Origin of the sequence: Cohnella thermotolerans DSM 17683, from assembly GCF_000429825.1 — a bacterium.
Lineage (GTDB): Bacteria > Bacillota > Bacilli > Paenibacillales > Paenibacillaceae > Cohnella > Cohnella thermotolerans.
The window spans coordinates 60,739-85,289 of record NZ_KE386963.1; the positions used below are offsets into that span (position 1 = coordinate 60,739).

Sequence of the window (24,551 nt, forward strand, 5' to 3'; positions counted from 1 at the left end):
CCGAATCCAACCGCACATCGCATCAGAAACAATAAGCTAGGCCAACTCTTTCAGCTCGTTCAGCTTGATGGCGAACTGGAGAATGAGCTTCGTCTCAGGATCATCCAACCGCAAGCCCAGCTCGCCCTTGATCCGTTCCAGCCGGTAAATAATCGTATTGTAATGAACGAACAGGCGCTCGGCCGTTTCCTTGGCGTTGCAATTGCATTGGAAATATGTTTTCAGCGTTTTCAGCAACTCGCCTTGCTGCTTCTTGTCCATCTCAAGCAGAGGCCTCAAGTACATCTTGCGGAACTCCCCGAGCTCCTCGGTCCCCTGCAGCCGATAGAGCAGCAGATAGATGCCCATGTCGCCGTAATGAAGAACGGGGTCCTTCAGATCGCAGACACCCCGGATCTCGACAACCCGCTTCGCGTCCAGGTAGCTCTCCGCGACCTCTTCCTGGTCGAGAGCTTCTCTGCCGAGACATAACGACGGCTCAAGATCCGGAAGCAGCTGCGCCGTCATAGCCGCTGCCTGTTGAATCAGTTCCCCGCGAGACCCGCCGGTCTCGCCGCGATAGTGGGTCAGAAGGACGACCAGATCTCCTTCCAGCACCGTCCACTTCAGCTCCAGCTTGCGGATCGCGCTGTCCGAATTGAGACGCTTGGCAAGCTCTTGAAGTTCTCTCACCTTCGGCTTCCGATGGCGGAAACTGACGATCCCCGCGGTATAGTGTGCCTCCGGAGCCAACTTCAATCCGCAAGCTTCAGCCCGAAGCCGCAGATCGACGATCGAGACGATCCGGCCGGCCATCCAGTCCTGCAAGAACTGGTCGAAGTACTTCGCTTCGATATTCCGCCTAGCCTGCATGTTATTGATCTCGAAGCCCAGCAGCCGCGCGGCCCAGTTGACTGTCAAGGAATCGACGACGTCGTATTCGTTTCGGCGGTCCATCACGAGCAGAAGATAGGGCTGTATTTGTTCGTCCGCCACGGGAGCCACATGGACGCGGAGACTCTCTTCTCCGACCGTGATCACGTTCGTCTCTAGCGCCCTCTCCGCCCGCAGCCGTTCCCATTCCGCGCTCCCGATGCGCTCGCATAGAGCTTCCGCCCCCGGCGACGCCAGCTTCTCGTTCTCGGGATCCAGCAGCACGATCGGGCTGCGAATCATCAGCTCCAGATGCTGCATAAACGCAGGAAGCCCGTCCCCGTGCAGAAGCACGTGGGACAGGCGTTGAACCCTGCCTTGCAAGATCGTCAGATCCTTGAATTCGGAGACGAGCACCCGCTCCATCACTTCGCGCACGACGTCGGAGAACGTCGTTCCCGGCGGAAGCTCGATCAGGGGAAGCCGGTGCCGTTCGGCGGCCTCGATGGCGGCTTCCGGCACCTCGTCGAAGAACCGCTTCGGCTTCACTCCGAGCGCCACGACGCCCTTCTGGGCCAATTGCGGAATGAGTGTCACCAGAACTTCGGGATTGTGGCGGAACGGATACCCCGTCGTCATCAGGAATTCGCCCGGACGGACCCAGTCGATGACGTCGGGCACTTCCATGACGTTCACGCGGCTGATTATCCGGTCCACGTTCGAGCCGCCGCCGAGAAGCACCGCGTCCTTGAAATGCGGCAGCATAAACAGATCCTTCACCGCGAACCCCGTCTTCATCGGATTGTTCATTGATCGATTCCTCCCTTAGCTGCGGCGGATGCTCGACGATGCGGTTAATTGTCTTTGGCGTGCAGCGCCTCCATCCAGGAAGAAGAGAAAGCCGTCCATCCGAAAATGCCTCCTTGCTGCCGCACCATACGCACCGCCGCTTCGTGATCCGCGCGGTCGTAGGCGGCCGTCGCGTCCTCCAGTACGAGACAGCGGTAGCCGCGGTCGTTCGCTTCCCGCAAGGTCGTGTGGACGCATACGTGCGTCGTGACTCCGCACAATATCAAATATTCGATCCCGCGGTTTAGCAGCAACGAATCCAAATGAGTGGCATAAAAAGCGCCCTTACCCGGCTTGTCGATGACGATCTCGCCTTCGATCGGCCGAAGCTCCGGAACAATATCGTGACCTCGTTCCCCGCGCACGAGAATGCGCCCCATCGGTCCGGGGTCGCCGATTCCGGCTCCCTGCCTGCGGCTGCGTTCCAGCTTGGCCGGAGGGCAGTCGGATAAGTCGGGGAGATGGCCTTCCCTCGTATGCACAACGAGCAATCCCGCTTCGCGTGCGGCGTCAAGCAGGCCGGAGATGACCGGAATGATGGCGCGCGTCGGCGAGATGTCGTTGCCGAGCCGTTCCCCGAACCCCCCGGGCGAGCAAAAATCGTTCTGCATATCGATCACGATCAACGCCGTGCGGGATGCCTCGAATTCGAAAACGTAGGGCAGAGCCTCGCATACTGCCTTCATCTCGCTCCCTCCTTACTTGGCGCCTTTCGCGAGCGGGCGGTCGACCGGGACGGGTACCTGCACCGTCTCGAAGAAACGATTCGCAGGCATGTTCTCTTCTACCGGCAGGAAAATACTGATCTGCTCGGTCGGGACCGTATCGTCGTTCACGACCGAATGGACGACGCCCGCCGGCACGTGGAACGTGTCCCCCGCCCGGTAGGTCCTCCACTCCCCGTTGCAGAGCAGCCGCACTTGGCCTACCGTAATATGAATGATCTCGGCTACGTTGTGATAGTGAGGAAGGACGGCGCCGCCGACGCCGATCTTCTCCCACAAGACGGAACTCGCCCGCACCCCCATGCCGTCCGCATCCGCAGCGGAGACGATCTCGCGGTGGTACAGCTCGACGTGTTGGGGCATCAGCTCCCATTCCATCGACGTTGCTTCTATGACCTTCGTTCGCGCTTCTTCTGCCATTTCGCTAGACTCCTTTGTCACCAGATCCTTCATATAACTGTACGGGCAATCCCGCGCGCCTCCGTCCACCGCCACATACCCGCGGTGGCCGAACTGATAGATATTGTTCTCCACGCCCCACAGGCGTCGGGCTTCCCTCGCCAAGGACGGCCTTACCTCCCCGGCAACGATCTCGTCCGGACGTCCGCCGCCCCGAACGATCGGAACGCCGTCGAAGCCGACGATCATCGCTTCGCCCATCCAATCGAAGGCTTCCGCTCATGCATACCCAGGCGGTATACATGAGGTTGCTGAAGGCGTTCGCCTGGTTCGTAATGTCCCAACGGTCAGATCCAGGTTGCGCAGTCCGCGCTTTGCCTTGGCCGTCATCTCGAAGATCCGCTGCGTCTGTTCCGCAAGCTGGTCGGGCGTATCCACGACCGGAAGCTTCATTTGCGCGAGTTCGAACATCATTCCGTCCGGAGATTTGTTCAGTCCCCCCAATCCGCTCATTACCGGTTCCTTCCTAAGCATGTCTTAGCTCTTGATCGTTCCGATAACCCCTTCGACGAGGAAATCCATCGATTCCAGCTGCTCGATCGTCGGATTCTCGCCCTCTTTGTAACGAACCTTGCCGTTTTGATCTTTGACCGGTCCGGCGAACGGATGAAGCTCTCCGTTGATCAGCTTGGTCTTCGTCTCTTCCACAAGAGCCTTCACGTCGTCCGGGACGTTCTTCCCGAAGTCGGTGAGCTGAACCACATTATCCTTGAGCGTGCCGCGATATTTGCCGTCATAGATGCTGCCTTTGAATTTGCCTTCTTCGGCCGTCTTGACCATGTCGACGAACAGATCCGGCCAGTTCCATACGGAGCCTGTAATCCAGCCGTTCGGCGCCAGGGCGGAAGCGTCCGCATGATAGCCTACCGTCATGACGTTGTTCCTCTCGGCCGTCTCGATGACGGTCTTCGTGCAGTCTTGATGCTGGGTAAGCACGTCGGCGCCGCCGTCGATCAGAGAGTTCGCCGCGTTGGCTTGTTGGCCCGGGTCGCACCAGCTACCCGTGAATACGACGGTTGTCGTGGCTTTCGGATTGACGGACTTGGCACCTTGTTCGAACGCGTTGACGTTCAATAGAACTTGCGGAATCGGTACGGATACGATATAGCCCAGCTTGTTCGTCTTCGTCATCTTGCCTGCGGCTACGCCCGCCAGATAGACCGGCTCCCAGATCGTGCCGAAGTACGTGCCGAGATTCTCCGCCGTCTTCAGTCCGCCTTGATGGAAGAACACAACGTCCGGATGGCGTTTGGCTACGTTAAGCGCCGGATCGAGATGACCGTAGGAAGTCGGGAAAATAATTTTCGCCCCGTCCTTGATCATCTGCTCCATGACGCGCTCCGCTTCCGCCGTCTCCGGAACGTTCTCGGCCCGCAGCACCTTCAGGTTCGGGAAGGCTTTCTCCACGGCGACGCTTCCTTGATAAGCCGCTTGGTTGTAGCCGTAGTCGTCCTTCGTCCCTACGAAGATGAAGCCGACCGCCTTGCCTCCGGTGCCGATCGCCCCGGCGACCGCATCCGTATACGCCGATGCGGAAGGCTCTCCGTTGCTGCCGGCCGATTCGGCCGGGCCGCTATTGCCGCTCGGCTGGCTGCAACCCGTAATCAGCAATAGCATGGCCAGTACCCCGTACATCATTGCCTTCGATATTTTCCCCAATCGTTTGTCCATTGTGGTTCCCCTCCATCTTTATATTGAATTACTGACTATAGCTTGGCTTGACGTTCAACCGCCGCCTTCCCCGGCCAGCACTCTGCTTAACGCTTCCGGCGTGTTGCTATGCTTCCTTCGCTCCACAATCAGCAGGGCGACCAAAGTCAGCACGTACGGAACCATGAACAGGAAAAAGGGCGAGATGCCGAGTCCCTGCTGTTGAACGGTCAGCTGCAACGCTTGGGCGGCGCCGAACAGGTAGGCGCCGAGCATCGCCCGGGACGGCAGCCATGACGCAAAGATGACGAGCGCTACGGCGACGACTCCGCGCCCTTGGGCCATGTTCTCCACCCAGCTGTGCGTGAACGCAAGCGACAGTTGGGCTCCGCCGACTCCGGCCAGGAAGCCTCCCGCCAGAACGGCCAGGTAACGCACCAGCTTCGGGTTGATCCCGCTCGCGAAGAGCACTTCTTCCCGCTCTCCGGCGGAGCGGAGAATGACGCCGATTCGGGTGCGGAACAGCACGTACCACAGACAAGGCACGAGCAGAACGGATAAATAAGTGAGCGGATCGTGATTGAACAGAATGTCGCCAAGGAACGGAATATCGGAGAGCACCGGTATGGCGACCGGATTGAAGCCGACGATCTGCTCGCTGACGAAGTCGCGGCCGAGGAACGAAGTGGCGCCTATCCCCAGGAACATAATCGTCAAGCCGGTCGCGAGCTGATTCGCCCCGCGGCTGATGACGAGGAAGGCGTGGATCGCGGAGAGCAGAAGCCCGCACACTCCGCCGGCCAGCGCGCCGAGCCAGGGGCTGCCCGTCCATACCGTAGTCGCGAAAGCGCCCAATGCTCCAGCCAGAACCGAACCTTCCGTTCCGAGGTTGATGACGCCGGCTCTCTCGGATAGAAGCTCTCCCTGTGAGGCCAACATGACGGAGGTGCCCGACCGGATCGCTCCGGTCAAGATGTCTGCCGTTATCATCGCTTAGCCCTCCTTCTGCCACCGAGAATGAACAGCAAGACAAGTCCCATCAGAATGGTAGCCGACGAAGCCGGCAGCCCGGAGCCGATCTCCAGCGTGTTCCCCGCCACGCTGATCATGCCCAGCAGGAACGAGGTCCCGAGCAGCTTGAGCGGGTGATTCCAGGCCAGCATCGCCGCCAGAAATCCGAAGTAACCGTAGTTGACGCCGGTGGTCGGCCTTAGCCGCCCTTCGATCCCGGAAATCTCGATCATTCCCGCGATCCCGGCCAGAGCGCCGGCCGCGACGAGCACCCAGAAGTACGTCCGGTTGACGTTCATCCCGGCTCTCTCCGCCGCATGCCGGTTGCTGCCCAGCACCCGAATTCGGAAACCGAGCCGCGTCTTCGCCAACACGTACCAAACGACGATTGCCAGCACGATGGCGATGATGAACCCGACGTGCAGCCTCGTTCCGTCGAAGATCGGAAGCCTGAGCGTCCAAGCGATCTCGGGCGAGTAGGGCCAGTTGAACGATTCCGGGTCCTTCAGAATGCCGTGCACGAAGAAGGCGACCGTATAACCGGCCACGTAATTGAGCAGCACGCTTGTGATCGTCTCGTTCAGCCGGCCTTTGACCTTCAGCGCGGCGATCAGCATGCCCCACAGCGCTCCGCCAAGCGCTCCAGCCAGCAGCATAATCGGAATGCCCAGCCACGCGGGGAACCGTTCGAGCAGGAAGACCGCGGAGCCGGTTGCGAACAGCGCGCCGATGGCCAGTTGCCCTTCTCCCCCTACGTTGACGAGGCCCGCCTTCGCGGGAAGCGCGGCGGCCAGACCGGTTAGAATGAACGGCGTCGCCTTGAGCAGCACCTCGCCCAGGCCGTACAGATCGCCGAAGGTCGATTGAACCATCGAACCGTACAAGCGTAAAGGATTGACGTGATAGAAAAGCAAGAATACTCCAAACACGACGAACGGCGACAGCCAGACGAGAAGCTGCTTGAAAAGCGGCTTCCAGTTGCTGCGGAAGGGGCCGATTCCGCCAGACACCCCCACGGGAACGAATGTCGGTTGCTTCATGCGGATTCTCCTTTCAACATTCGTGCGCCGATCTGCGCCTTGTCCGTCTCGGATGGAAGATAGGGGCCCAACAACCGTTTGCCGGCCAAGACGACCAGCTTGTCGGACAGCTTGAACAATTCGTCCAAATCCTCGGAGAACAGGAGGATCGCCGTTCCCCGTTCGGCCAGCTCGATCAGCCTTTGCTGGATGGTGAGGGTCGTGCCGATATCGAGACCCCGGCTCGGATAACTGATGATGAGGATGTCCGGCTTGCGGATCAGCGCCCGGGAGAGCACCATTCTCTGCACGTTGCCTCCGGACAGTTGATCCGCCCTGCGGCCCGCATCGGCCAACGCCAGCGACTTCGCCTCTTCGCTGTTCTCCAATTCGCTTCGGATATGCCGCCAGTCTATGCCGACTCCCTTATTGCGAACCGGAATGCCGTCCAGCACCATATGCTCGAGGATCGTAAAACCCGGAATGACCGATTCCTTAATGGGATCTTCCGAGACGAAGCTGACGCCAGCTTCCATGAACGCTCTCACGTCACCGCCCCGAAGCGGCTTGCCGTGAACGGTCAGCGTTCCGGAAGCCAGCTTCCGCAGACCGAACAACGCTTCCGCCAGCTCGCGCTGCCCGCTTCCGGAGATGCCGGCCACTCCGACGATCTCTCCATGCCTCATGGACAATTGAAAATCCGCCAGCACTTCCTCCCCATGGTCTCCCCGAATCGTTCCGTTCTCGACACGCAGCACCTCGGGCCGCACTTCCGACGAATTCGGGGCCGGCTTCAGAACCGGCTTCAGCGCTTTGTCGCCCAACATGGCCGAGATCAGCGCATCGCCGTCCAGCCCCTCTTCCCTACTCATCTGATGCGAGACTCGCCCCGACCTCAGCACCGTAACCTGATCCGCGCATGCGAGAACTTCGTTAATTTTGTGCGTAATGAGCAAGATTCCGTAACCGTCCCTGCGCAGAAGATCGAGCATCTGAAGGAAGGACTCCACTTCCTGGGGAACCAGCACACTTGTCGGTTCGTCGAAAATAATGATTCGCGTCCCGGGGGCGAGCAGCACTTTCACGATCTCGAGCCGCTGCCGCTGACCCAGGTCAAGCTGCCAGACGAAGGCGTCCGGATCGACCGCCAAGCCGTACTTGGACGATACCTCCACGATTCGATTCCGCAACGATTTGCGCCGGATGCGCCATCCTTTCTCCACGCTGAGAGCGATATTGTCCAGCACGGTCATAGCAGGGATGACCCGGAAGTCCTGGAACACCATGCCGATGCCCTTCGCTCTCGCCCGAGTCGGCGGATGAAGCGAGACAGTTTCCCCATCCATCCAGATCTCGCCTTCGTCCGGTTCATAGACGCCGTACAGCATCTTCATCAACGTGCTTTTGCCCGCTCCATTCTCCCCGAGAATGGCGTGAATCGAACCGGGTTTGACTTCCAGTTGAATGGACTGGTTGGCCGTTAACGATCCGAACCGCTTGGTCAGTCCTTGCGCTTTTAAGAGATAGGGATAAGATTCAACATCGGGATGTACCATCGAAGCTACCCCCCTTTTTTTGCGTTAAAATTCATTACATCATAAATTAGGTTTTTTGACTTTAAACTATTATAAACGAAAAAATATCGTTAATCTTTATAAAATTCTAATATAATTGTTCGTTATTGATTGTATTTCGATCATAAATATTACATATATATAACATTAGAACATTAGCTTAGTACGTCCAGGGACCCTTGGGGCGTCTCCGTAGCGTCTTATCGCGCCATCACCGCATGCCAGCTCCCCAGCTCCGTTACGTTCTCGCCCATCGCTTCCGCGTACGACTCGCAGAGGAATCCCGGCACCTCCGTGCCGTCCTGAAGTTCCACCTTGCCAATTCCGAGCGGCGCGGCTATTCCCGCGACGAACGCGCCGAACGATTCGGACGGCATCTCCCACAGCTCGACGTGGATCGATGCGCCGCCCGCGCCTTTGCGAATCAGGCCCGGACGAGGAGGTGTCGTCGCCAGCTTGAACAATTCGTACGCCGGAGCCGTCTTATCTTCCCTAACGAAGCGGGCCCCGTAGGCCAGCATCTGCTTCTCCAACGGGTATCCGCGCATATGCAAGCCGCATACCGCCACCAAGGTGCTGGCGCTCTCGCCCTGATCTTCGTCCGGCCACGGCGCCGAATGCAGAAAGGTTTGAGCGCTGCCGTACGCAAGACCTTCATGGCCCGCCAGGGCGAAGAAGGTGATGCCGAACGGAAGATCCTCCCCGATCGGATCGGACGGCACCGCCACGGCGCACAGATCGAGCAGATTGCAATGGTTCGTATACAGCCCCATCTTGGCGTTCGTTCCGATCGGGTCCGCGCGCACCTGTTCGCGCGTCCAAGTCCCGCCTGCGGTCGGCATGACCAGCACGGCGTCCTTAAGCAGCTTCTCCGTCTCCAGTCGGAATCTTTGAAGCCGATGAAGCGCCCGGAACAAGTCTACTCCCTTGTAGTCCGCCGCTTGCCCCGATCTTAGAATCGTCTCGGTCACGGGCAGCGTGCTGCCCGGGTGGGTATCGACGAAGCCGCCCAGAGCGGCCCAGCGTTCATCCACGTACGGACCGTCATACAGGAGGGCGGCGGCCTCCGAGAACATCCCGGTATCGATCGCCTCGCACCTCACGCCCATCCCGTTCAACCGTTCGACGGCGCGATGCCAAGCTCTCTCGTACTCCGCCGCATGGGGACCGAAGTACTGCAGAGGCTCCTTCGGCACCAGCAAGACGGTCGGCTTCGCCGGTTTCAGCCTGGGAACTTCCTTGGACCAAGGGTCGTTCCCGTCTCTTCCCCGGACGACCGCGTCCACCGTCCTCGCGTCTTCCAGGCTGTTGACGAACACGGTTACGCAGTCCAGGCTGGCCGAAGCCGGAACGACTCCTTTGTTGGACCAGGCTCCGAGACTTGGCTTAAAGCCTACGATGCCGTTCAGAGCCGCCGGCACACGGCCGGAGCCGGCCGTATCGGTTCCCAAGGCGAAAGCCGCATGCCCCCTAGCCACGGCCACCGCCGAGCCCGAGCTGGAACCTCCGCTGATATACTCGCCCTTCAATGCGTTGTGCGTCTCGCCGTAGGGACTTCGGACGCCGACAAGACCGGTCGCGAACTGATCGAGATTCGTCTTCCCGAGCGGAATGCCCCCCGCGGCGATCAACCGTTCCACCACGGTCGCACTCTCCGTCGGCAAATATTGATAATCCGGACAACCGGCGGTCGTCGGAACGCCAGCGCAATCGATGTTGTCCTTGATCGCGAACGGAATGCCCCACAGGGGCAACTCCGACGGATCTACGGAATGAAGTCTGTCGAGGTAAGGGCGGATCCGCTCCATTCTCGGAGGGGTAATCCATATGTTCATAGCCGCGTCTTCTTCGGCTCGCCGGATCATCTCGTGGATGACGTCTTCCGGCGTCAGCGCTCCGTCGGCATAAGTCGCCCGAAGCCATTCAATCGTAACTCGGAGCGGCAGCTGCTTATACTCCATAGAATGAAATCTCCCTCCTTCCGCATGATGGACGCCTTATCGGCGCGAATTACGACAACGACCGAAGAGTGGCGATCACCGATTCCGAGTCGGACACGCTTCCGAACACGCCGCCTTGCATTTTCACCATATGAAGAGCGGCCCGATGATTGTCGGGATCCGTCGCCCCCGTGCAGTCTTCGAGAATCAGACATTCATAGCCTCGGTCGTTGGCTTCCCGCATCGTCGTATGGACGCACACGTCCGTCGTGATTCCCGTTAGAATCAGGTTGCGAATCCCTCTCGTCCGCAGAATGAGATCGAGGTCGGTAGCGTAGAAGCTTCCCTTGCCCGGCTTATCGATCACGACTTCCCCGGCGAGCGGCGCCAGCTCTTCGATAATTTGCCATCCCGGCTCCCCTCTAACCAGAATGCGGCCCGCCGGCCCTTCCGACCCGATCTCGGCGCCGATCTGTTTGCTGCGCCACCGCTTGTTGGCCGGAAGGTCGGACAGATCGGGACGATGCCCTTCCCGCGTATGAATGACGGTAAACCCGGGAATGGCCCTTACGGTGTCCAACAACCGCTTGATCGGCTCGATCGCCCGCCGGGTCAGCGAGAGATCGTATCCCATGCGGTCGACGTAACCGCCCGGCCCGCAGAAGTCGGTCTGCATGTCGATGACGATCAACGCCGTATTGTCGGCTCTGAGATCCCCGTCGTAGGGATATAAATAAGGATCTGCTTGAATAAACATGGCATTCACTCCTTTGATCATTAAATGTTACTTAAAGACCTCATTGTTGTCATATTATATAACACAAAATTCAGGAGATCACTGTAATATGCTAACATATAATTGAACTTACCTTTGTAATCTGCTTACAAAACGCCCGATTCCATTAGAAAACCTAACATGAACGAACACAAAAAGATCCCTTTCAAGGAGAAAACCGGATCTCGGCTTCGTTCTCCTTGAAGGGGATCTCTTCATTCTGATTTCTATATTCCCGCCCTTCAGGGGGCGACGGATGAAGGTTAATGATACGGATGATAGCTTTACGCGCTCTCTTCGTGAGTTCGATCCAAGCTGACGAATTTGTTGAAATTTTTGAGGAAGACCAGCTCCACCGTGCCGACCGGGCCGTTCCGCTGCTTGGCGATGATGATCTCGATAATATTCTTTTTCTCCGTATCCTGGTTGTAATAATCGTCCCGGTACAGGAAAGCGACGATATCGGCGTCCTGCTCGATCGAGCCCGATTCCCGAAGGTCGGACATCATCGGCCGCTTGTCCTGCCGCTGCTCGACGCCCCGCGACAGCTGGGACAGCGCGATGACCGGCACTTCCAACTCCCGCGCGATCTGCTTCAGCGTACGGGAAATCTCGGAGACTTCCTGCTGGCGGTTCTCCCCGGGCTTGCCGCGGCCTTGAATGAGCTGCAAATAATCGATGACGATCATCCCCAGCCCCTTCTCCTTCTTGAGCCGCCGGCACTTGGCCCGAATATCCGCAACCGTGATCCCCGGCGTGTCGTCGATGTACACTTCCGCCTCCGACAAAGCGCCGATGGCCATCGTCAGCTTCTCCCAGTCGTCGCCTTCCAGATAGCCCGTCCGCATCCGGCCGGCGTCCACGTTGGACTCGGCGCAAAGCATACGCTGCACGAGCTGGGCGGCCGACATTTCCAGGCTGAAGATCGCGACGGTCTCGCCGGCCCGAACGGCCACGTTCTGGGCGATGTTCAAGGCGAAGGCGGTTTTCCCGACGGAAGGACGGGCGGCGACGATAATGAGATCGCTCCGCTGAAAGCCGGACGTCATCTTGTCCAGATCGCGGAATCCGGACGGGATGCCCGTCGTGCCGCCTTTGTGGTTGAACAGGAACTCGACCCGCTCGAACACGTCCATCAGAACGTCGCGAATGCTGATAAAGCCGGACGACGATCGGCGGTTGGAAATTTCCATAATGCGCTGCTCGGCGTCGTTGATCAGGACGGCGACGTCGTCCTCGGCCGCGAAGCCGTTCGAGACGATTTGCGTCGCCGTCCGGATGAGGCGCCGGATCATCGATTTCTCTTCGACGATCTGCGCGTAATATTCGACGTTGGCCGCCGTCGGCACCGCGTTGGCCAGCTTCGCCAAGTAAGTGACGCCGCCGATTTCCTCAAGCTGCCCTTTGTCCTGCAGACGGGCCGTCAGCGTGACGAGATCGAGCGGCTGGTTGTCGTCGTTCAGATCGGTCATCGCTTCGAAAATCCGTTGATGCGCAACGCTGTAGAAGTCTTCCGCCCGAATGCGCTCCATCGCCGTAATCAGCGCTTCGGCCTCCAGCAGAATGGCGCCGAGCACCGCTTGCTCCGCCTCCAGGTTCTGGGGCGGGATGCGGCCTTCCAGGAACGGTTCCGCGCCGACGTTCATATCGTCATTCCTCCACGACTTGCACGCTTAATGTGCCCTTTACGTCAGGATATAATTTGATCGTTACCTTCGTGACGCCGAGCGTCCGGATCGGCTCGTCGAGCTCGATCTTCCGCTTGTCGATCGTGATCTTCTGCTTCTCCAGCGCTTCGGCGATTTGCTTGCTTGTAATGGCGCCGAACAAACGGCCGCCTTCGCCCGCTTTGGCTTTGATGACGACCGTCATCTCGCTCAGCTTGGCCGCGAGAGCCTGCGCCTCTTCCTTCTCCCGCTCCTTCTTCTTCTGTATGGACGCGTTGATTTGGTCGAGCGTTTTTTTTGCGCCTTCGGTAGCGATTTGGACGTATCCCTTCGGCAGCAGGAAATTGCGCGCGTAGCCTTCCGACACTTCCTTGACTTCGCCTTTCTTCCCTTGACCCTTCACGTCTTGCAGAAAAATGACCTTCATTCCGGATTCCCCTCTTCCCCTTCGATTTCTTTGAGCGCTTGCTTCAGCTGGGCGGCCGCTTCCTGCAAGGAGCAGCCCTGCAGCTGGGCGGCGGCGTTCGTCAGATGGCCTCCGCCTCCCATGCGTTCCATGACGACTTGCACGTTGATTTGGCCCAGCGACCGGGCGCTGATGCCGACCAGTCCATCCGGGCGCTGCCCGATAACGAACGAGGCGCGGATGCCCGTCATGTTGAGCAAAGTATCGGCCGCTTTCGCAATGAGCAGCTGAGGCACGGGTTTGCCGGCATCGGCGACGGCGATCGCGATATGCTCGCGATACTTCTCCGCGTGCTGGATAATTTCCGCCTTCTTAATGTATTCCTCCAGATCCTCCTTCAGCATCCGCTGAATGAGCGTCGGATCGGCTCCGTTGCGGCGGAGGAACGAAGCCGCTTCGAACGTCCGGGAGCCCGTGCGCAGCGCGAAGCTCTTCGTGTCGACGGTGATGCCGGCAAGCAGCGCCGTCGCTTCGCGAACGTCCAGGACGATCCGCTCATGAATGTACTGGAGCAGCTCGGTGACGAGCTCGCACGTGGACGACGCGTAAGGCTCCATATAGATCAGCACCGCGTCGTCGATGAACTCCTCGCTGCGGCGGTGGTGGTCGATGACGACGATCCGGTCGGTCTGCTGCAGAAGCTTGGGCTCCGCCACCATAGAAGCCCTGTGCGTATCGACGACGACGGCGAGAGACCGCTTGTTCGTGAGCGCGAGCGCTTGCTCCGGGTTGACGAACCGCTTCGCCAGCTTCTCGTCTTCACGAATCATCTCCATCATGCGCTGGATTCCCGGATTGACGCCTTCCAGCACGACGAAGGCTTCCTTGCCGAACTGGCACGCCGCCTTCACGATGCCGATGGCGGCGCCGACGGCATCCATGTCCGGCAACTTGTGGCCCATGATGACGATGTTGTCGCTCTCCTTCATCAGGTCGCGCAAGGCATGGGAGATAACCCGCGCCCGCACTCTCGTGCGCTTCTCCACCGCGTTGCTTTTCCCGCCGTAGAAGCTCTGCCGTTGCCCGAACTTCACGACCGCCTGGTCGCCTCCGCGGCCAAGCGCGATGTCCAGACTGCCCTGCGCGAGATGGCCGAGCTCGATGATATCGTCCGTGCCCGAAGCGAAGCCGATGGAGAGCGTCATCGGCAGCTTCAGGTTCATCGTAATCTCCCTGACGTCGTCCAGGAGGTCGAACCGCGACTGCTCCAGTTGGCGAAGCGCCAGCTGGTTCGCGACGACCATATATTTGTCCGAAGACAGGCGCCTCAGGAACAGGCCGTATTTCTGCGCCCATTCGTTGATTTCGCCGGTAACCTTCGACAGCATGATCGCCCGCTGCTGTTCGTCCATGCCCTGCGCGACTTCCTCGAGGTTGTCCATCATCACGATTCCGAGCGCCAGCTTCTCGTCTTCGTAGCGTTTGGAGAGCGTCCAACTCTCGGTAATGTCGGTTACATACAGCATCCGTTCCTGCGTTCGGAATACAAGCTCGTAGACGCGCCCGTTCAACGTCGTCTCCGCCTTGCTCGGCTCCTTCTCCTTGGACGGAATCTGCAGCGCCGGGAACAGCTCCGCGAGCGGGACGCCGACGACCGAAGGCCGGCCCGTCACGGTGGAGATGTACGCATTATGCCATTGAACTTCCTTGTCTTCGTTATAAAGAATGATGCCGAAGGGCAGCGTGCCGATAACGTCGTTGCCGACGCCCTTGATGCGATGCGAGAGCGTCAGCACGTAATCGTTCAATTCCTTGCGGAAAGCGCGCTCCGCCATCATCGCGTAGACGCCTACCGCCCCGCCGAGCACGAGACCGATCAGACCGAGCACCCATTGGTACCAGGCGAGCGCGATGGTCAGCAGCAGGATCAGAACCAGCGCCCATACATTATGCAAGCCATGCCATCGTTGAACGAGAAACTTGGGCATGTAAAGCTTCGCTCCCTTGTCTTGACCGCTCCGCGCCCGGCGCGTCGCGGCTGCGGTCTAGTTGTCACTATGCGATGCCGTTGTGGTGCAAAACTTACTTGACGAAGTACTTGCGCAATGGAAAGGCGGCGTCCAGCAGTCCGATCAGATAGAAAGGCGGATACAGCAGCAGCGGAATGGCGATCAGCACCGGGGCGATCCGGGGCCACCGCTTCGCGTCCGCCAGATAGAAGAAGAACGCGATGGCCTGCACGGTGAACGCGAAGCGGAGAATCGGCACGGCGTTGGCCGTCACCGTGCTCCAGAAGCCGTTGCTGTCCGCCGGAATGAAGTAACTGACAATCAAGGCCAGCAGGTAGTAGAAAATCAAGCTGCGCGGCAGCATCCAGTTCCGCAGCGGGGACATCGCCGGCGCGACGATGCCCATCAGCCCGAGCGCGCGCCTGGACAGCGCGTGCGTCACGATGGCGAACGCGAACGACGACAGCAGCAGCAAGGCCGGCAGCATATTCAGTACTGCGTCGCCAAGCGATACGGCGGTCGTCGAGGCCCAATCCGAAGGCAGCAGCGTGCCCGTCTGCATCTGCTTTAAGGCTTCCTCGAACAGACCCGATAATTGCGTGGACAAATCGAAATCGTATTGAATCGAGAAAATCGCAAGCTCGGCCAGAAATTGCGCGACCAGAATAACGATCGTCACCGTAACGACGGTTCTCGCGGACGCGTGCTTCTTATACATGTAGCCCATGACCGAAGATGGAATCAGAAAGAAAAAGCCGAACGTAAGCGGAACTAGCGAGTAAGACCCGAGCAGCACGTAAGCGGCGATTCCGATGCCGAGCAAATGCAGGACGTACGGAATCGGCTTCAGCAGCGTGCATAGAACAACCATCGGGACCATGAGCACGAACAGCGTGACGACGACCAGATTCGTCGGAATGCTAAGCAGCAGAAGCAGCGCCGCGGCGCTCCAGGCCACGGATTTCCAGCCGATCTTCAAAAGGGTCACCTCTTGCGTATATGTTCTTCCAAAGCCGACAGATCCCGGTACAGATCCTCGAGCTGATGTCCTTCTTGCTTCAGCTTGGCAAGCTTGTCGGTTACGGCCCCGTCCAGATCTTTGTACGAGATGCCCAAGCGGCGCCCCAGAATGTAAACGCCGGCGATCAGACCGGCCAAACTGTCCGTTATGCGAACCGCGCTTCCGTCCCACATCGCCTTGAACAATCGGGATACTTGATCGACGACTTCCGTCTTCAGCCACTCGATCGTCTTCGCCCGAGTGGCGACATCCACATCGCGTTCCATCGCTTGAAACCACCCTCTCCAAGCTAAACTTCGCGTGTCTGCCCAGAAAGCTGCAATCTTCATTATATCACACAATCGCCCAAGGTCCGCAATGCCGGCCCGCGAGAATCGCGGGTCCCGCCGGGGGCCGTACGCTTCCTGCAAAAAAAGGCGGGGAGCCCTCCGCGCGATAGGGGCTTCCCGCCTGTCCATTCGTTCCGTCCGCTTCCTCAAGCGGCTTGCGCCGTCCATTCCGTGCCGCTCCGGCTCAGCTTCCAGCCGAGCGCCTGCAGCGTGCCGAGCGACACGTACCGGCGGTCGCCGATCGACAGCAGCTCGGCGCCGCCGCCGTCCCATTCGAGACGGTACCCCCGCTCCAGCATCAGCTCCCCGACCGCCGGCTCCGTCACGCCGACCGAGCCGCTCTGGCCGCCTGCTATCGCCCCCGATCCGCCGAAGCCGAGCCGAAGCGTCCGGCTGGACCGGCTCCAACTGAGCGTATAGCCCGCGCTCCGCAAAATCTCCTCATCGACGTAGCTCGCCCCCCGGTACGTCGCGACCGGCGCCTTCGCCTTTCCGACCGTCAGCGTCCCGGCCTTTCCGCGGTAGCGGACGAACTCGCTGCGGATCGGCTGCCCGACCCGGACGTCCTTGTGCAGCCCTCGGCCATCGAGTGCTACCCGGCCGCCGACGAGCACGTACTTGATGCCCGCCGAAGGCAGATTCGGCTTCGCCACCGTCGAGCGGTCGCTAATCGTGCCGTAATCGAACACGACGATGTCGGCGTCCATGCCGCGGGCGATACGCCCCTTCTTCCTCAGCGCCGGCGCCTGCTTCTCCAGCCGCTTCGCGGGCATGAGCGTCATCTTGTCGATCGCATCCAGCAGCGAGAGAACCTTATGCTCCCGCACATACAGGCCGACCGTCCGGGCGAACGTGCCGGATGCGCGGGGATGATTGTTGTAGCCGGGCTCGAGAATGGCGTCGCTGCCGATCATGACGAACGGGGAGCGCAGCGAATCGCGAATGTCCGCTTCCGGAATGGCGTAGGCTACCGCCAGCTTGCCCTGCTTCTTGTACATGCGGAACGTCTCCTCCGTCAAGCGTTCGTCCGTGCCGGCGATTTGCAGATCCTTGTACGTAATGCGGAAGCGCTGCTGCCAGCCTTCGTCGAACCTCGCCGAATTCAAATACGTCCCCCAATAGTCGTACGGGTACGTGCACGCCGTCATGTCCAGCCCCTGCCTGCGGGCGGCTTCCAGCATCGCGAGCGACTGCTTCATCGAGAACGTGCCGCCCGTGCTGTTGATATGATCGACGTGAACCGACGCGCCGGTCGCCCTGGCGTAGCCGATCAGCTCGTTGACCGCGTCGATGTTCGTTCCCGGCTCCTCCATGTCCGAATACCGGGCGTGGAAGTACACCGGCACGTTGTACTTGTAGGCCAATCGCATGAGCGGCAAAATCTCCGGAGCTTGAATGCCCGGTACGTATTCGAGGCTGAACGAGATGCCGAGCGCGCCGTCGTTCAGCGCTTTCTCGGCCTGCGCAACCAATTTGTCGATCTGTTCCGGCGTTGCCGAATCGTAGCGGCTGAGCGAGAATTGATTGCGCGCTTGCGTGTAGAAGAAGGAAGCGCCGAAGTGAACCGGGGTTTTGTTGCTTATGTAATAGGGATACCATTTGTCCGGGGACGCCGTCCCGCCGTGCATGGCGATGTTGCTCGTGACGCCGTCCGCGAGCTTGGTCCAGACGCCGAGCGGGTTCGGATCGTAAGACAAATTGTCGATAAACCCGGGCGCCACGACGAGCCCGGTCGCGTCAATGACCCGCTTGCCCGCAAGGTCCCGATCGGTGACAAGCGCGATCTTGCCGCCTTGAATGGCGACGTTCAAGCCTTGCCGGTCCAGCTTCGTCTCGGGATTGACGACCCGGCCGTTCTTGATGACGATGTCGTACGTTCGGTTTAGTTCCGATGCGGCGGGCCGATCGACGCCGTCCGCCGATGCGTTCGCCGAACGGGCTGTAGTCGCCGTGCCGGAAGAGGAATTTGCCAGCGGGGGGAATGCCGCCCCCTTCGCTTGCGCGAGAGGGGCGGCATTCGGATGATGGAGGCGGGCGCCGCCCAGCCAGAGGGCGCCTGCCGCGATGAGACCGACCGCAACGCCGGAGACGGCCGCCCATCCTCTGCGGCCGATGCCGTTGCCATTTCGCTTCGTAGCCATCCTAGCCTCCAGTCATGTCGCCATGAATGATTGCCGCAAACCGATTGCCAATGTTTGCTAGGATCAGGCTTCCCTGCGAACCGCCTTTTCATCCATCGAGGATGGCACTAGCAGTCGCTCGCAATAATCGATAATATCGCTGCGCCGCACGATGCCGATAAAGCGGCCCATGTCGTCAATGACGGGCACGAAATTTTGCGTCTTCGCGAGCGAGATCAAATCTTCCATGTTCGCTTCGATCTGCACGGGCCGTATGGCGACGCGAAACGGTACTTCCGACAGGTTCACCCGGTGCGCGTTCTCGAACCCGATATCCGGCCGGCTCTTCATGAACCACAGCAAATCGCCTTCCGTGACGGTTCCGATGTATTTCCCGTCTTCGCTGAGAACGGGTACCGCCGTATACCGGTGGCGTTCCATCCGCTCCAGCGTCTGCCGCAACGTAGCGCTCTCGGGGAGACAGACAACCTCCTGCTTCGGCAGAAGGAAAAAAGCGATGTTCATCTTTTCCTCTCCTCTGTCCTTCATCGGTATCGCTAATTGCGCAAGAACGGCCCAAGCTGCGAGAGCTTCGACCGTCTCCATTATACCATGTGCCGTTGGCCTATAACCAACTTTACCAAATTATGACGCTTCGGCTCCCGACACGGCCGCTCCCGTCTGCCCGCCGGCGGCCGCCTTGCCGGGCACGGTCAATTCGGACTCCTGCGTGCTCGGGTCGAGCCATTTCTCAATCGTCTGCCGAACGTTAGCCAGATCGTTGTCGTCCAGGACGAAGTACCACAGGTTCTCCTTGCCCATTCTCGCGCCGGACCCTTTGAGCGTGTAGCTCTGAATGCGATGGTCGGTCTGCAAAAATTGCGCGGCGACATCGGTGAGCGACGACGGCGGAAGATCGGTGCGGAAGTTGTCCCCGACGATGCCGAGCAGATCGGGGATCTTGTCCCACTCCTGAAGCGAAGAAGCCTTGTGCAGGAGCGACTCCAGGAAGACGCGGTTGCGCTCCGTGCGGGCGACGTCTCCGCCTGCGTCCTCGCGGTACCGGACGTAATTCAGCGCCTCTTGGCCGGAATAGCTCTCTTTGTTCGCTTTTATCGTAAATTTCTCGTGATCCTTGCCTTTGTTGACGATATCCTTCGTAATCGGCAGCGAGATGCCTCCGAGCGTGTCGACGGCCTGAACGAAGCCTTCGAAGTTGATGGAGGCGTAATGATCGACTTTCGCGTTCAGCAGCTTCGCCACGCTGTTCACCGCCATCTCCGGACCGCCGAACGCGTAGGCATGCGTAATCTTATCCTTCTTGTTCTTCCCCACGATGTCGGCATACGAATCGCGCGGAATCGACACCATTAGCACGTTGCCGTCCTTCGGTCGGACAACCGTATAAATTAACGTATCGGAGCGCCCCCGCGTCTGTCCCGGACGGGCGTCCACGCCCATCAGAAGCAGCGAGAACGGCTCGGTTACGGCCGGCGCCTCGGATTCGGCGGGACGGTCCGCCAGCGGCTGATAGGAATCGGCCAGCTTGGCCTCTACCTTTTTGGCCAGAAACGTATCGAACCCCCAGGCGGCCAAAGCTCCCCGATTGACATAGCCGATGCCCGACGCGATCACCAGCACGGCCAAAATAGCAACGGCGACTCTCCAAAATCTGCGATGTTTATTCATGATGACGGATCCCCAATTCCTTTCTGTCTTGAATCGCTCTCCTGTTAAGACGAGAGAACGAACGGCGCGGTTTAATCGCGGGGACGGCTTCTTTCTGGAATCCCTAGGCGGGGATTTCCTCTCTATCCTTTTCGATCCTTCATATAATCGGACGGGTTTTTGCCCGTAGCTTTCTTAAACAAGCGATGAAAATAAGAGACGTCCCGGTAGCCCAGCATTTCCGAGATTTCCGCCACCGTAAGCATAGAATCGGAGAGCAGGTAGACGGCTTTCTTCACCCGGGTCGCATGCACGAACTCGCTGATCGTCTGTCCCGTCGCCCGACGGAACAAAGCCGCGGCATAGTTGGGGCTTCGGCCGATATGCTCGCCTAACGATTCTTTCGTAATTTTCTCGCGGTAATGTTCGAGAATGTAATCTTTCATCCGCTGCGCATGGTAATCGACCGGGGCCGACACCGGCTTATCGCACCATTGCCGGTTCCACAGCGCCAGCAGCTCCGTGACGATCGCCTGCGCGCGCACGGCCGCGAATGCCGTCCCCTCGGCCCACTCCTCCGCGAGCGTCCGAAGCCTCTCCGCCGACCATTCGAACATGGCGGGCTTCAGCTTGAACCACTGCCGGCCAGCCAGCCACGGAAGCCGCTGCGCGCCCGCTCCGGGCGAGAACCGGACCACATATTTCTCGTGGAAAACGGAAGGCACGCTCTTGGCGTAATAGCCGAGCCCCGCCGGGATGAGCAGCGTGTCGCCTTTCTCCAGGATGACCTTGTCCGCGCCGATCCAGTAGACGCACTTGCCGTAATTCATGAGCGCCAGCGTCCACGTTTCGGCTGCGCCCGCTTCCTCGAACCATTCCATGACCCGATCGAGTCTGACATCGTTCACCGTTAAAATCGTCCCGCACCGCCTACGTACTATATTACATTTAGCATACTATATTTCATATTTTATTGATACGTTTAGGGCTACAATAGAGGCAGCCATCTTCTGGAGGGATACACGTGAGAAAGACGAAAATCATCTGTACCATGGGGCCCGCCTGCGACTCCGTGGAAGTGCTGAAGCAAATGATCGAGGCCGGCATGAATGTCGCTCGCCTGAATATGGCCCACGGCGAGCTGAGCGACCATAGCGGCCGGATTGAGCGGATTCGCCAGGCGGCGCGCGAGACCGGAGCCATCGTCTCGATTCTGATGGATATTAAAGGACCGGAAGTGCGTATCGGCAAGCTAAAGGAAGCCTCCTACGAGCTCAAAGCCGGCAACGTTCTGACGCTGACGACCGAGACGATTCTAGGCGACGCCGACACGATCTCCGTCAACTACGGAGAATTGCCGCTGGTCGTGAAGCCGGGCAACACGATTCTGATCGACGACGGCTTGATCCAGCTGACGGTGGAGTCGGTGACGGAGAAGACGGTCGTCTGCCGGATCGTTAGCGGCGGCACGATCAAGCCGAACAAGGGCGTCAATCTGCCGGGCATCCGCACGACGCTGCCGGGCGTCACCGAGAGAGACGTGCGCCACATCGCGTTCGGCGTCGAGCAAGGCGTCGACATCATCGCCGCTTCGTTCGTGCGCAAGGCGGAAGATATTTTGCAAATCCGGGCTTTGCTGGAGGAGCAAAACGCCGGCCACATTCAGATCATCTCCAAGATCGAGAACGAGGAAGGCGTCGCCAACCTGGACGCGATCATCGAAGCGTCCGACGGCATTATGGTGGCGCGGGGCGATCTGGGCGTCGAGATTCCGGTCGAGGAAGTGCCGATGATCCAGCGGGAGATGATCGAGAAGTGCAACCTGGCCGGCAAACCGGTCATCGTCGCCACGCACATGCTGGATTCGATGCAGGTCAACCCGCGCCCGACGCGCGCCGAAGTGAGCGACACCGCGAACGCCGTGCTGCAAGGCTCCGATGCGATTATGCTGTCCGGGGAATCGGCGGCCGGCAAATATCCGATTCAGTCGGTCGCGACGATGGCGTCCATCGCGCTGCGGGCCGAATCGGTCTACGACTGCGGCAGCAGCGCCAGCAACCGGCTCCGCGACGACCTGTCCGCGTCCGTCACCGAGATTATTAGCCAGGCGGTCGTCTCCTCGTCCAGGAAGCTGAACGCCAAAGCGATTCTGACCCCGACCGTCAGCGGCTTCACCGCCCGGATGGTGTCCAAGTACCGTCCGAAAGCGCCGATCATCGCGATTACGCCGGACGAGCGCGTGCTGGCCCGCTTGACCTTGCTCTGGGGCGTCATTCCGGTCAAAGGCGAACCTACCAAATCGACCGACGAGATGATTCAGTCGGCGCTCGCGAGCGGCCGCAAAACCGGCCTGCTGCAGCCGGGCGACTACGCGGTCATCTCCGCCGGCACGCCGGCCGGCGTCTCGGGCGTCACCAACCTTATCAAGATCCAGCAGGTTTAACGGCGGAGCCGTCCGAGCACGGTTAGCCGCTGTAATATCCCGTCAGGTCTGGAATCGACCACAGGGATATCCCTCTTCTTTTAATGCCGAAAGCCAACTCGTCCCTCATCTCCTGCCGGAAGAACGAGGCGAAGGCGGCTTCCAGTTGCGGAGATCATTCGGCGAAAATCTTAGGCAAGGACCGCGACGGCATATCCGGCATCTCGTTGACGGAAGCGACGGCATCCGTCAGTTTCTTCGGCTTGCGCCAATATTGTTCGCTCCCGGGCAAATCGTCGAACCAGGCGGCGTCCGGAGGGCAATCCAGCGTCATAAATTTGCCGTATTCGCCATCCCGCGACTGGTGATATTTCAAATACGCTTTCCCGTTCTCTATCGCCAAAATTTCGATTTTGCCCGACGTGTGGCTCATCGACAAGCGTACCCGCTTGCCCAAGCCGGACGTGAGCGCTTTCGCTTCTTCCACCAGCCGGTAGACCCGCTCCAGCGGGAGCACGAAATCGCGATTGCCGGCTACCGGCCGGTTCACGAAAAAGTAGTAGGGCGTGACCCCTGCCCAGCTCAGCTTGTCGAGCAGTTCGCCGAGCACCTTCGGATCGTCGTTGATGCCTCTCAGAATAGGCGTCTGGTTCACAATGATGACGCCCGCGTTATGCAGAGCCTCGAATCCGCGCACGGCTTCGGGCGTAATTTCTCGTGGATGGTTGATATGAGCCATTACATAAATCCGTTTTTCCGGCGTAGAATAAGTTTTGAGCGTTTCCAACAGCGCTTCGTCTTCATAGATGCGCATCGGGTTGAATACCGGAATTTTGGAACCCAGGCGAATGATCTGAACATGCTCGATCTCCCGGAGGCGCGCCAATATAGCTCCTAATTTCGGCGTAGCGAGAATCAGACTGTCTCCTCCGGTTAACAGGACGTTGCTGATCTGCGGTTGACTTGCTATATATTTCAGCCCTGGCTCGACGTCGGTGGTCGCTTCCTTGACATCGTTGCGGAACAGCCGTTTGCGGAAGCAGTAGCGGCAATAAGCCCCGCATACCTCCGATACGATCAGCAACGCGGTCGAATCGTACTTGTGCTGGCAGCCGGGTACGACATAATTCGTATCTTCGTCGGAAGCGTCCCATCGTCCGTACTCGGCCAATTCCCCTTCGCTCGGGATCACCAGTTTGCGAATCGGATCGTTCGGATCGCTCCAGTCGATCAGATTCAAGTAATAATCGTTCACTCGGAAAACAAATTTGTTCGTAATCAGCTTCAGTTTTTCCCGTTCCGCCTCCGTCAGTTGCTCGATCTTCCCAATGTCGGTTCTATACTTGGGTTGGGGCATGCCAATTCCTCCTCAAGTTTTCTGGATCGATCTTCGGACTCGGTTCCCGGATCCTCTTTCTTGTCTCCCTCCTCTCTGCAAAATAAAAGACCCTTCGGCCGGCAGAAACGAAATCCCACCGGGAGAGGGCCCCTCTAGAACGCAAAAAGACCCTCGAAAGGGTCAAAAACGACGTGTAGGCGCATCCTGCGCTTTGACCCATCCAAAGCCGACGAGGTTAGCTGACGGGCTCGGGATAGATGGTTCCCTACATTCCAGCCGGAATGATACGCCCCAAAAACATTGGTTCCCCCGCTTCCCGGCTCAAGGCCGGAAACTAAGCTTAAGTAAAGCATAGTTTAATCCGTCCTAATTGTCAATTCGATGGAAACGAAAGAACAACCTGAATCCGTGACAAACTTAAGTCCACTCCGCCAGAGAGGGCAGTATATGGAAAAAAGTAATCGGAAATCCCCCCATCAGCTAAAGATTCGTGATGAAAACAAATCTACAAATGACAGAATCCATCAAGCAAGGCATGCTCAATAAGCCTTGCTGTTTACGGTAAGGCCGGAACAGGGAAGAGCAGTTTGGGTTGGTCTGGATGGCGAAAAATGGATTCAGGCAAACGCTTGGTACACTCGTCGTACGGTCTGAAACCAGGGACTGTATCGCCCAAAATTGAAAATCGTTTGACGAGCGTGTCGGCTGACTCTAGC

At 59.0% G+C, this 24,551-nt stretch carries 21 protein-coding genes and 1 riboswitch; of the genes, 1 reads left to right on the forward strand and 20 read right to left on the reverse strand.

From position 1 onward, the window contains the following. Window positions 1-36: 36 nt before the first annotated feature. From G485_RS0122880 to G485_RS0122970, 19 genes are all read right to left on the reverse strand, one after another. Window positions 37-1,662, reverse strand: coding sequence for a PucR family transcriptional regulator (locus G485_RS0122880; protein ID WP_027094450.1), 1,626 nt, complete (start codon window positions 1,660-1,662; stop codon window positions 37-39). A gap of 44 nt (window positions 1,663-1,706) precedes the next feature. Further along, window positions 1,707-2,387 (reverse strand): cysteine hydrolase family protein, encoded by a 681-nt coding sequence (locus G485_RS0122885; protein WP_027094451.1) that lies wholly within the window; start codon window positions 2,385-2,387, stop codon window positions 1,707-1,709. A 12-nt stretch (window positions 2,388-2,399) separates the two neighbouring features. Then, window positions 2,400-3,086, reverse strand: coding sequence for a cupin domain-containing protein (locus tag G485_RS27905; RefSeq protein WP_240489248.1), 687 nt, complete (start codon window positions 3,084-3,086; stop codon window positions 2,400-2,402). A gap of 18 nt (window positions 3,087-3,104) precedes the next feature. Further along, the gene (locus G485_RS30720; RefSeq protein ID WP_027094452.1) at window positions 3,105-3,338 is read right to left on the reverse strand and encodes a hypothetical protein; all 234 of its coding nucleotides are present in this window, start codon (window positions 3,336-3,338) and stop codon (window positions 3,105-3,107) included. A gap of 24 nt (window positions 3,339-3,362) precedes the next feature. Continuing rightward, the gene (locus tag G485_RS0122900; RefSeq protein WP_051318503.1) at window positions 3,363-4,556 is read right to left on the reverse strand and encodes a BMP family ABC transporter substrate-binding protein; all 1,194 of its coding nucleotides are present in this window, start codon (window positions 4,554-4,556) and stop codon (window positions 3,363-3,365) included. Between the two features lie 54 nt (window positions 4,557-4,610). Next, complete coding sequence (locus tag G485_RS0122905; protein WP_027094454.1) at window positions 4,611-5,525, reverse strand: ABC transporter permease; 915 nt, start codon at window positions 5,523-5,525, stop codon at window positions 4,611-4,613. Beyond that, window positions 5,522-6,586: an ABC transporter permease gene (locus G485_RS0122910; protein ID WP_051318504.1), complete on the reverse strand. Its 1,065-nt coding sequence runs from the start codon at window positions 6,584-6,586 to the stop codon at window positions 5,522-5,524. Before G485_RS0122910 ends, G485_RS0122905 begins: the two co-directional genes overlap by 4 nt. Next, window positions 6,583-8,121 (reverse strand): ABC transporter ATP-binding protein, encoded by a 1,539-nt coding sequence (locus G485_RS0122915; RefSeq protein ID WP_027094456.1) that lies wholly within the window; start codon window positions 8,119-8,121, stop codon window positions 6,583-6,585. The genes G485_RS0122910 and G485_RS0122915 overlap by 4 nt, the downstream gene beginning before the upstream one ends. Before the next feature lie 218 nt (window positions 8,122-8,339). Then, window positions 8,340-10,100 (reverse strand): allophanate hydrolase, encoded by a 1,761-nt coding sequence (gene atzF / locus G485_RS0122920; RefSeq protein WP_027094457.1) that lies wholly within the window; start codon window positions 10,098-10,100, stop codon window positions 8,340-8,342. A 49-nt stretch (window positions 10,101-10,149) separates the two neighbouring features. Beyond that, complete coding sequence (gene biuH, locus G485_RS0122925; RefSeq protein ID WP_027094458.1) at window positions 10,150-10,836, reverse strand: biuret amidohydrolase; 687 nt, start codon at window positions 10,834-10,836, stop codon at window positions 10,150-10,152. Window positions 10,837-11,138: 302 nt separating this feature from the next. Continuing rightward, window positions 11,139-12,500 (reverse strand): replicative DNA helicase, encoded by a 1,362-nt coding sequence (gene dnaB / locus G485_RS0122930; RefSeq protein WP_027094459.1) that lies wholly within the window; start codon window positions 12,498-12,500, stop codon window positions 11,139-11,141. Window positions 12,501-12,504: 4 nt separating this feature from the next. Then, window positions 12,505-12,948, reverse strand: coding sequence for a 50S ribosomal protein L9 (gene rplI, locus G485_RS0122935; RefSeq protein WP_027094460.1), 444 nt, complete (start codon window positions 12,946-12,948; stop codon window positions 12,505-12,507). Continuing rightward, window positions 12,945-14,915, reverse strand: a complete 1,971-nt coding sequence (locus G485_RS0122940; RefSeq protein WP_027094461.1) for a DHH family phosphoesterase — start codon at window positions 14,913-14,915, stop codon at window positions 12,945-12,947. The genes rplI and G485_RS0122940 overlap by 4 nt, the downstream gene beginning before the upstream one ends. 94 nt (window positions 14,916-15,009) lie before the next feature. Continuing rightward, window positions 15,010-15,915, reverse strand: coding sequence for a DUF2232 domain-containing protein (locus tag G485_RS0122945; protein ID WP_051318505.1), 906 nt, complete (start codon window positions 15,913-15,915; stop codon window positions 15,010-15,012). 5 nt (window positions 15,916-15,920) lie between these two features. Then, on the reverse strand, window positions 15,921-16,223 hold the full coding sequence (locus G485_RS0122950) for a MazG-like family protein (protein WP_027094463.1): 303 nt from the start codon (window positions 16,221-16,223) through the stop codon (window positions 15,921-15,923). A gap of 209 nt (window positions 16,224-16,432) precedes the next feature. After that, a complete protein-coding gene (locus G485_RS27910) occupies window positions 16,433-18,427 on the reverse strand; it encodes an amidohydrolase family protein (RefSeq protein WP_051318506.1) in 1,995 nt (664 codons plus the stop codon). Between the two features lie 63 nt (window positions 18,428-18,490). Next, a complete protein-coding gene (locus tag G485_RS0122960) occupies window positions 18,491-18,931 on the reverse strand; it encodes a CBS domain-containing protein (protein ID WP_027094464.1) in 441 nt (146 codons plus the stop codon). A 120-nt stretch (window positions 18,932-19,051) separates the two neighbouring features. Next, window positions 19,052-20,095, reverse strand: a complete 1,044-nt coding sequence (locus tag G485_RS27915; RefSeq protein WP_051318507.1) for an LCP family protein — start codon at window positions 20,093-20,095, stop codon at window positions 19,052-19,054. Between the two features lie 122 nt (window positions 20,096-20,217). After that, the gene (locus G485_RS0122970; RefSeq protein WP_240489249.1) at window positions 20,218-20,982 is read right to left on the reverse strand and encodes a helix-turn-helix transcriptional regulator; all 765 of its coding nucleotides are present in this window, start codon (window positions 20,980-20,982) and stop codon (window positions 20,218-20,220) included. Window positions 20,983-21,098: 116 nt separating this feature from the next. Between G485_RS0122970 and pyk the strand changes: the two genes are divergently transcribed. After that, window positions 21,099-22,517 (forward strand): pyruvate kinase, encoded by a 1,419-nt coding sequence (gene pyk, locus G485_RS0122975; RefSeq protein ID WP_027094466.1) that lies wholly within the window; start codon window positions 21,099-21,101, stop codon window positions 22,515-22,517. A gap of 154 nt (window positions 22,518-22,671) precedes the next feature. Here the strand turns inward: pyk and G485_RS0122980 are convergent, their stop codons facing one another. Beyond that, window positions 22,672-23,853: a KamA family radical SAM protein gene (locus G485_RS0122980; protein WP_027094467.1), complete on the reverse strand. Its 1,182-nt coding sequence runs from the start codon at window positions 23,851-23,853 to the stop codon at window positions 22,672-22,674. A gap of 191 nt (window positions 23,854-24,044) precedes the next feature. Beyond that, window positions 24,045-24,186, reverse strand: a riboswitch (cyclic di-AMP (ydaO/yuaA leader). Window positions 24,187-24,551 lie beyond the last annotated feature (365 nt).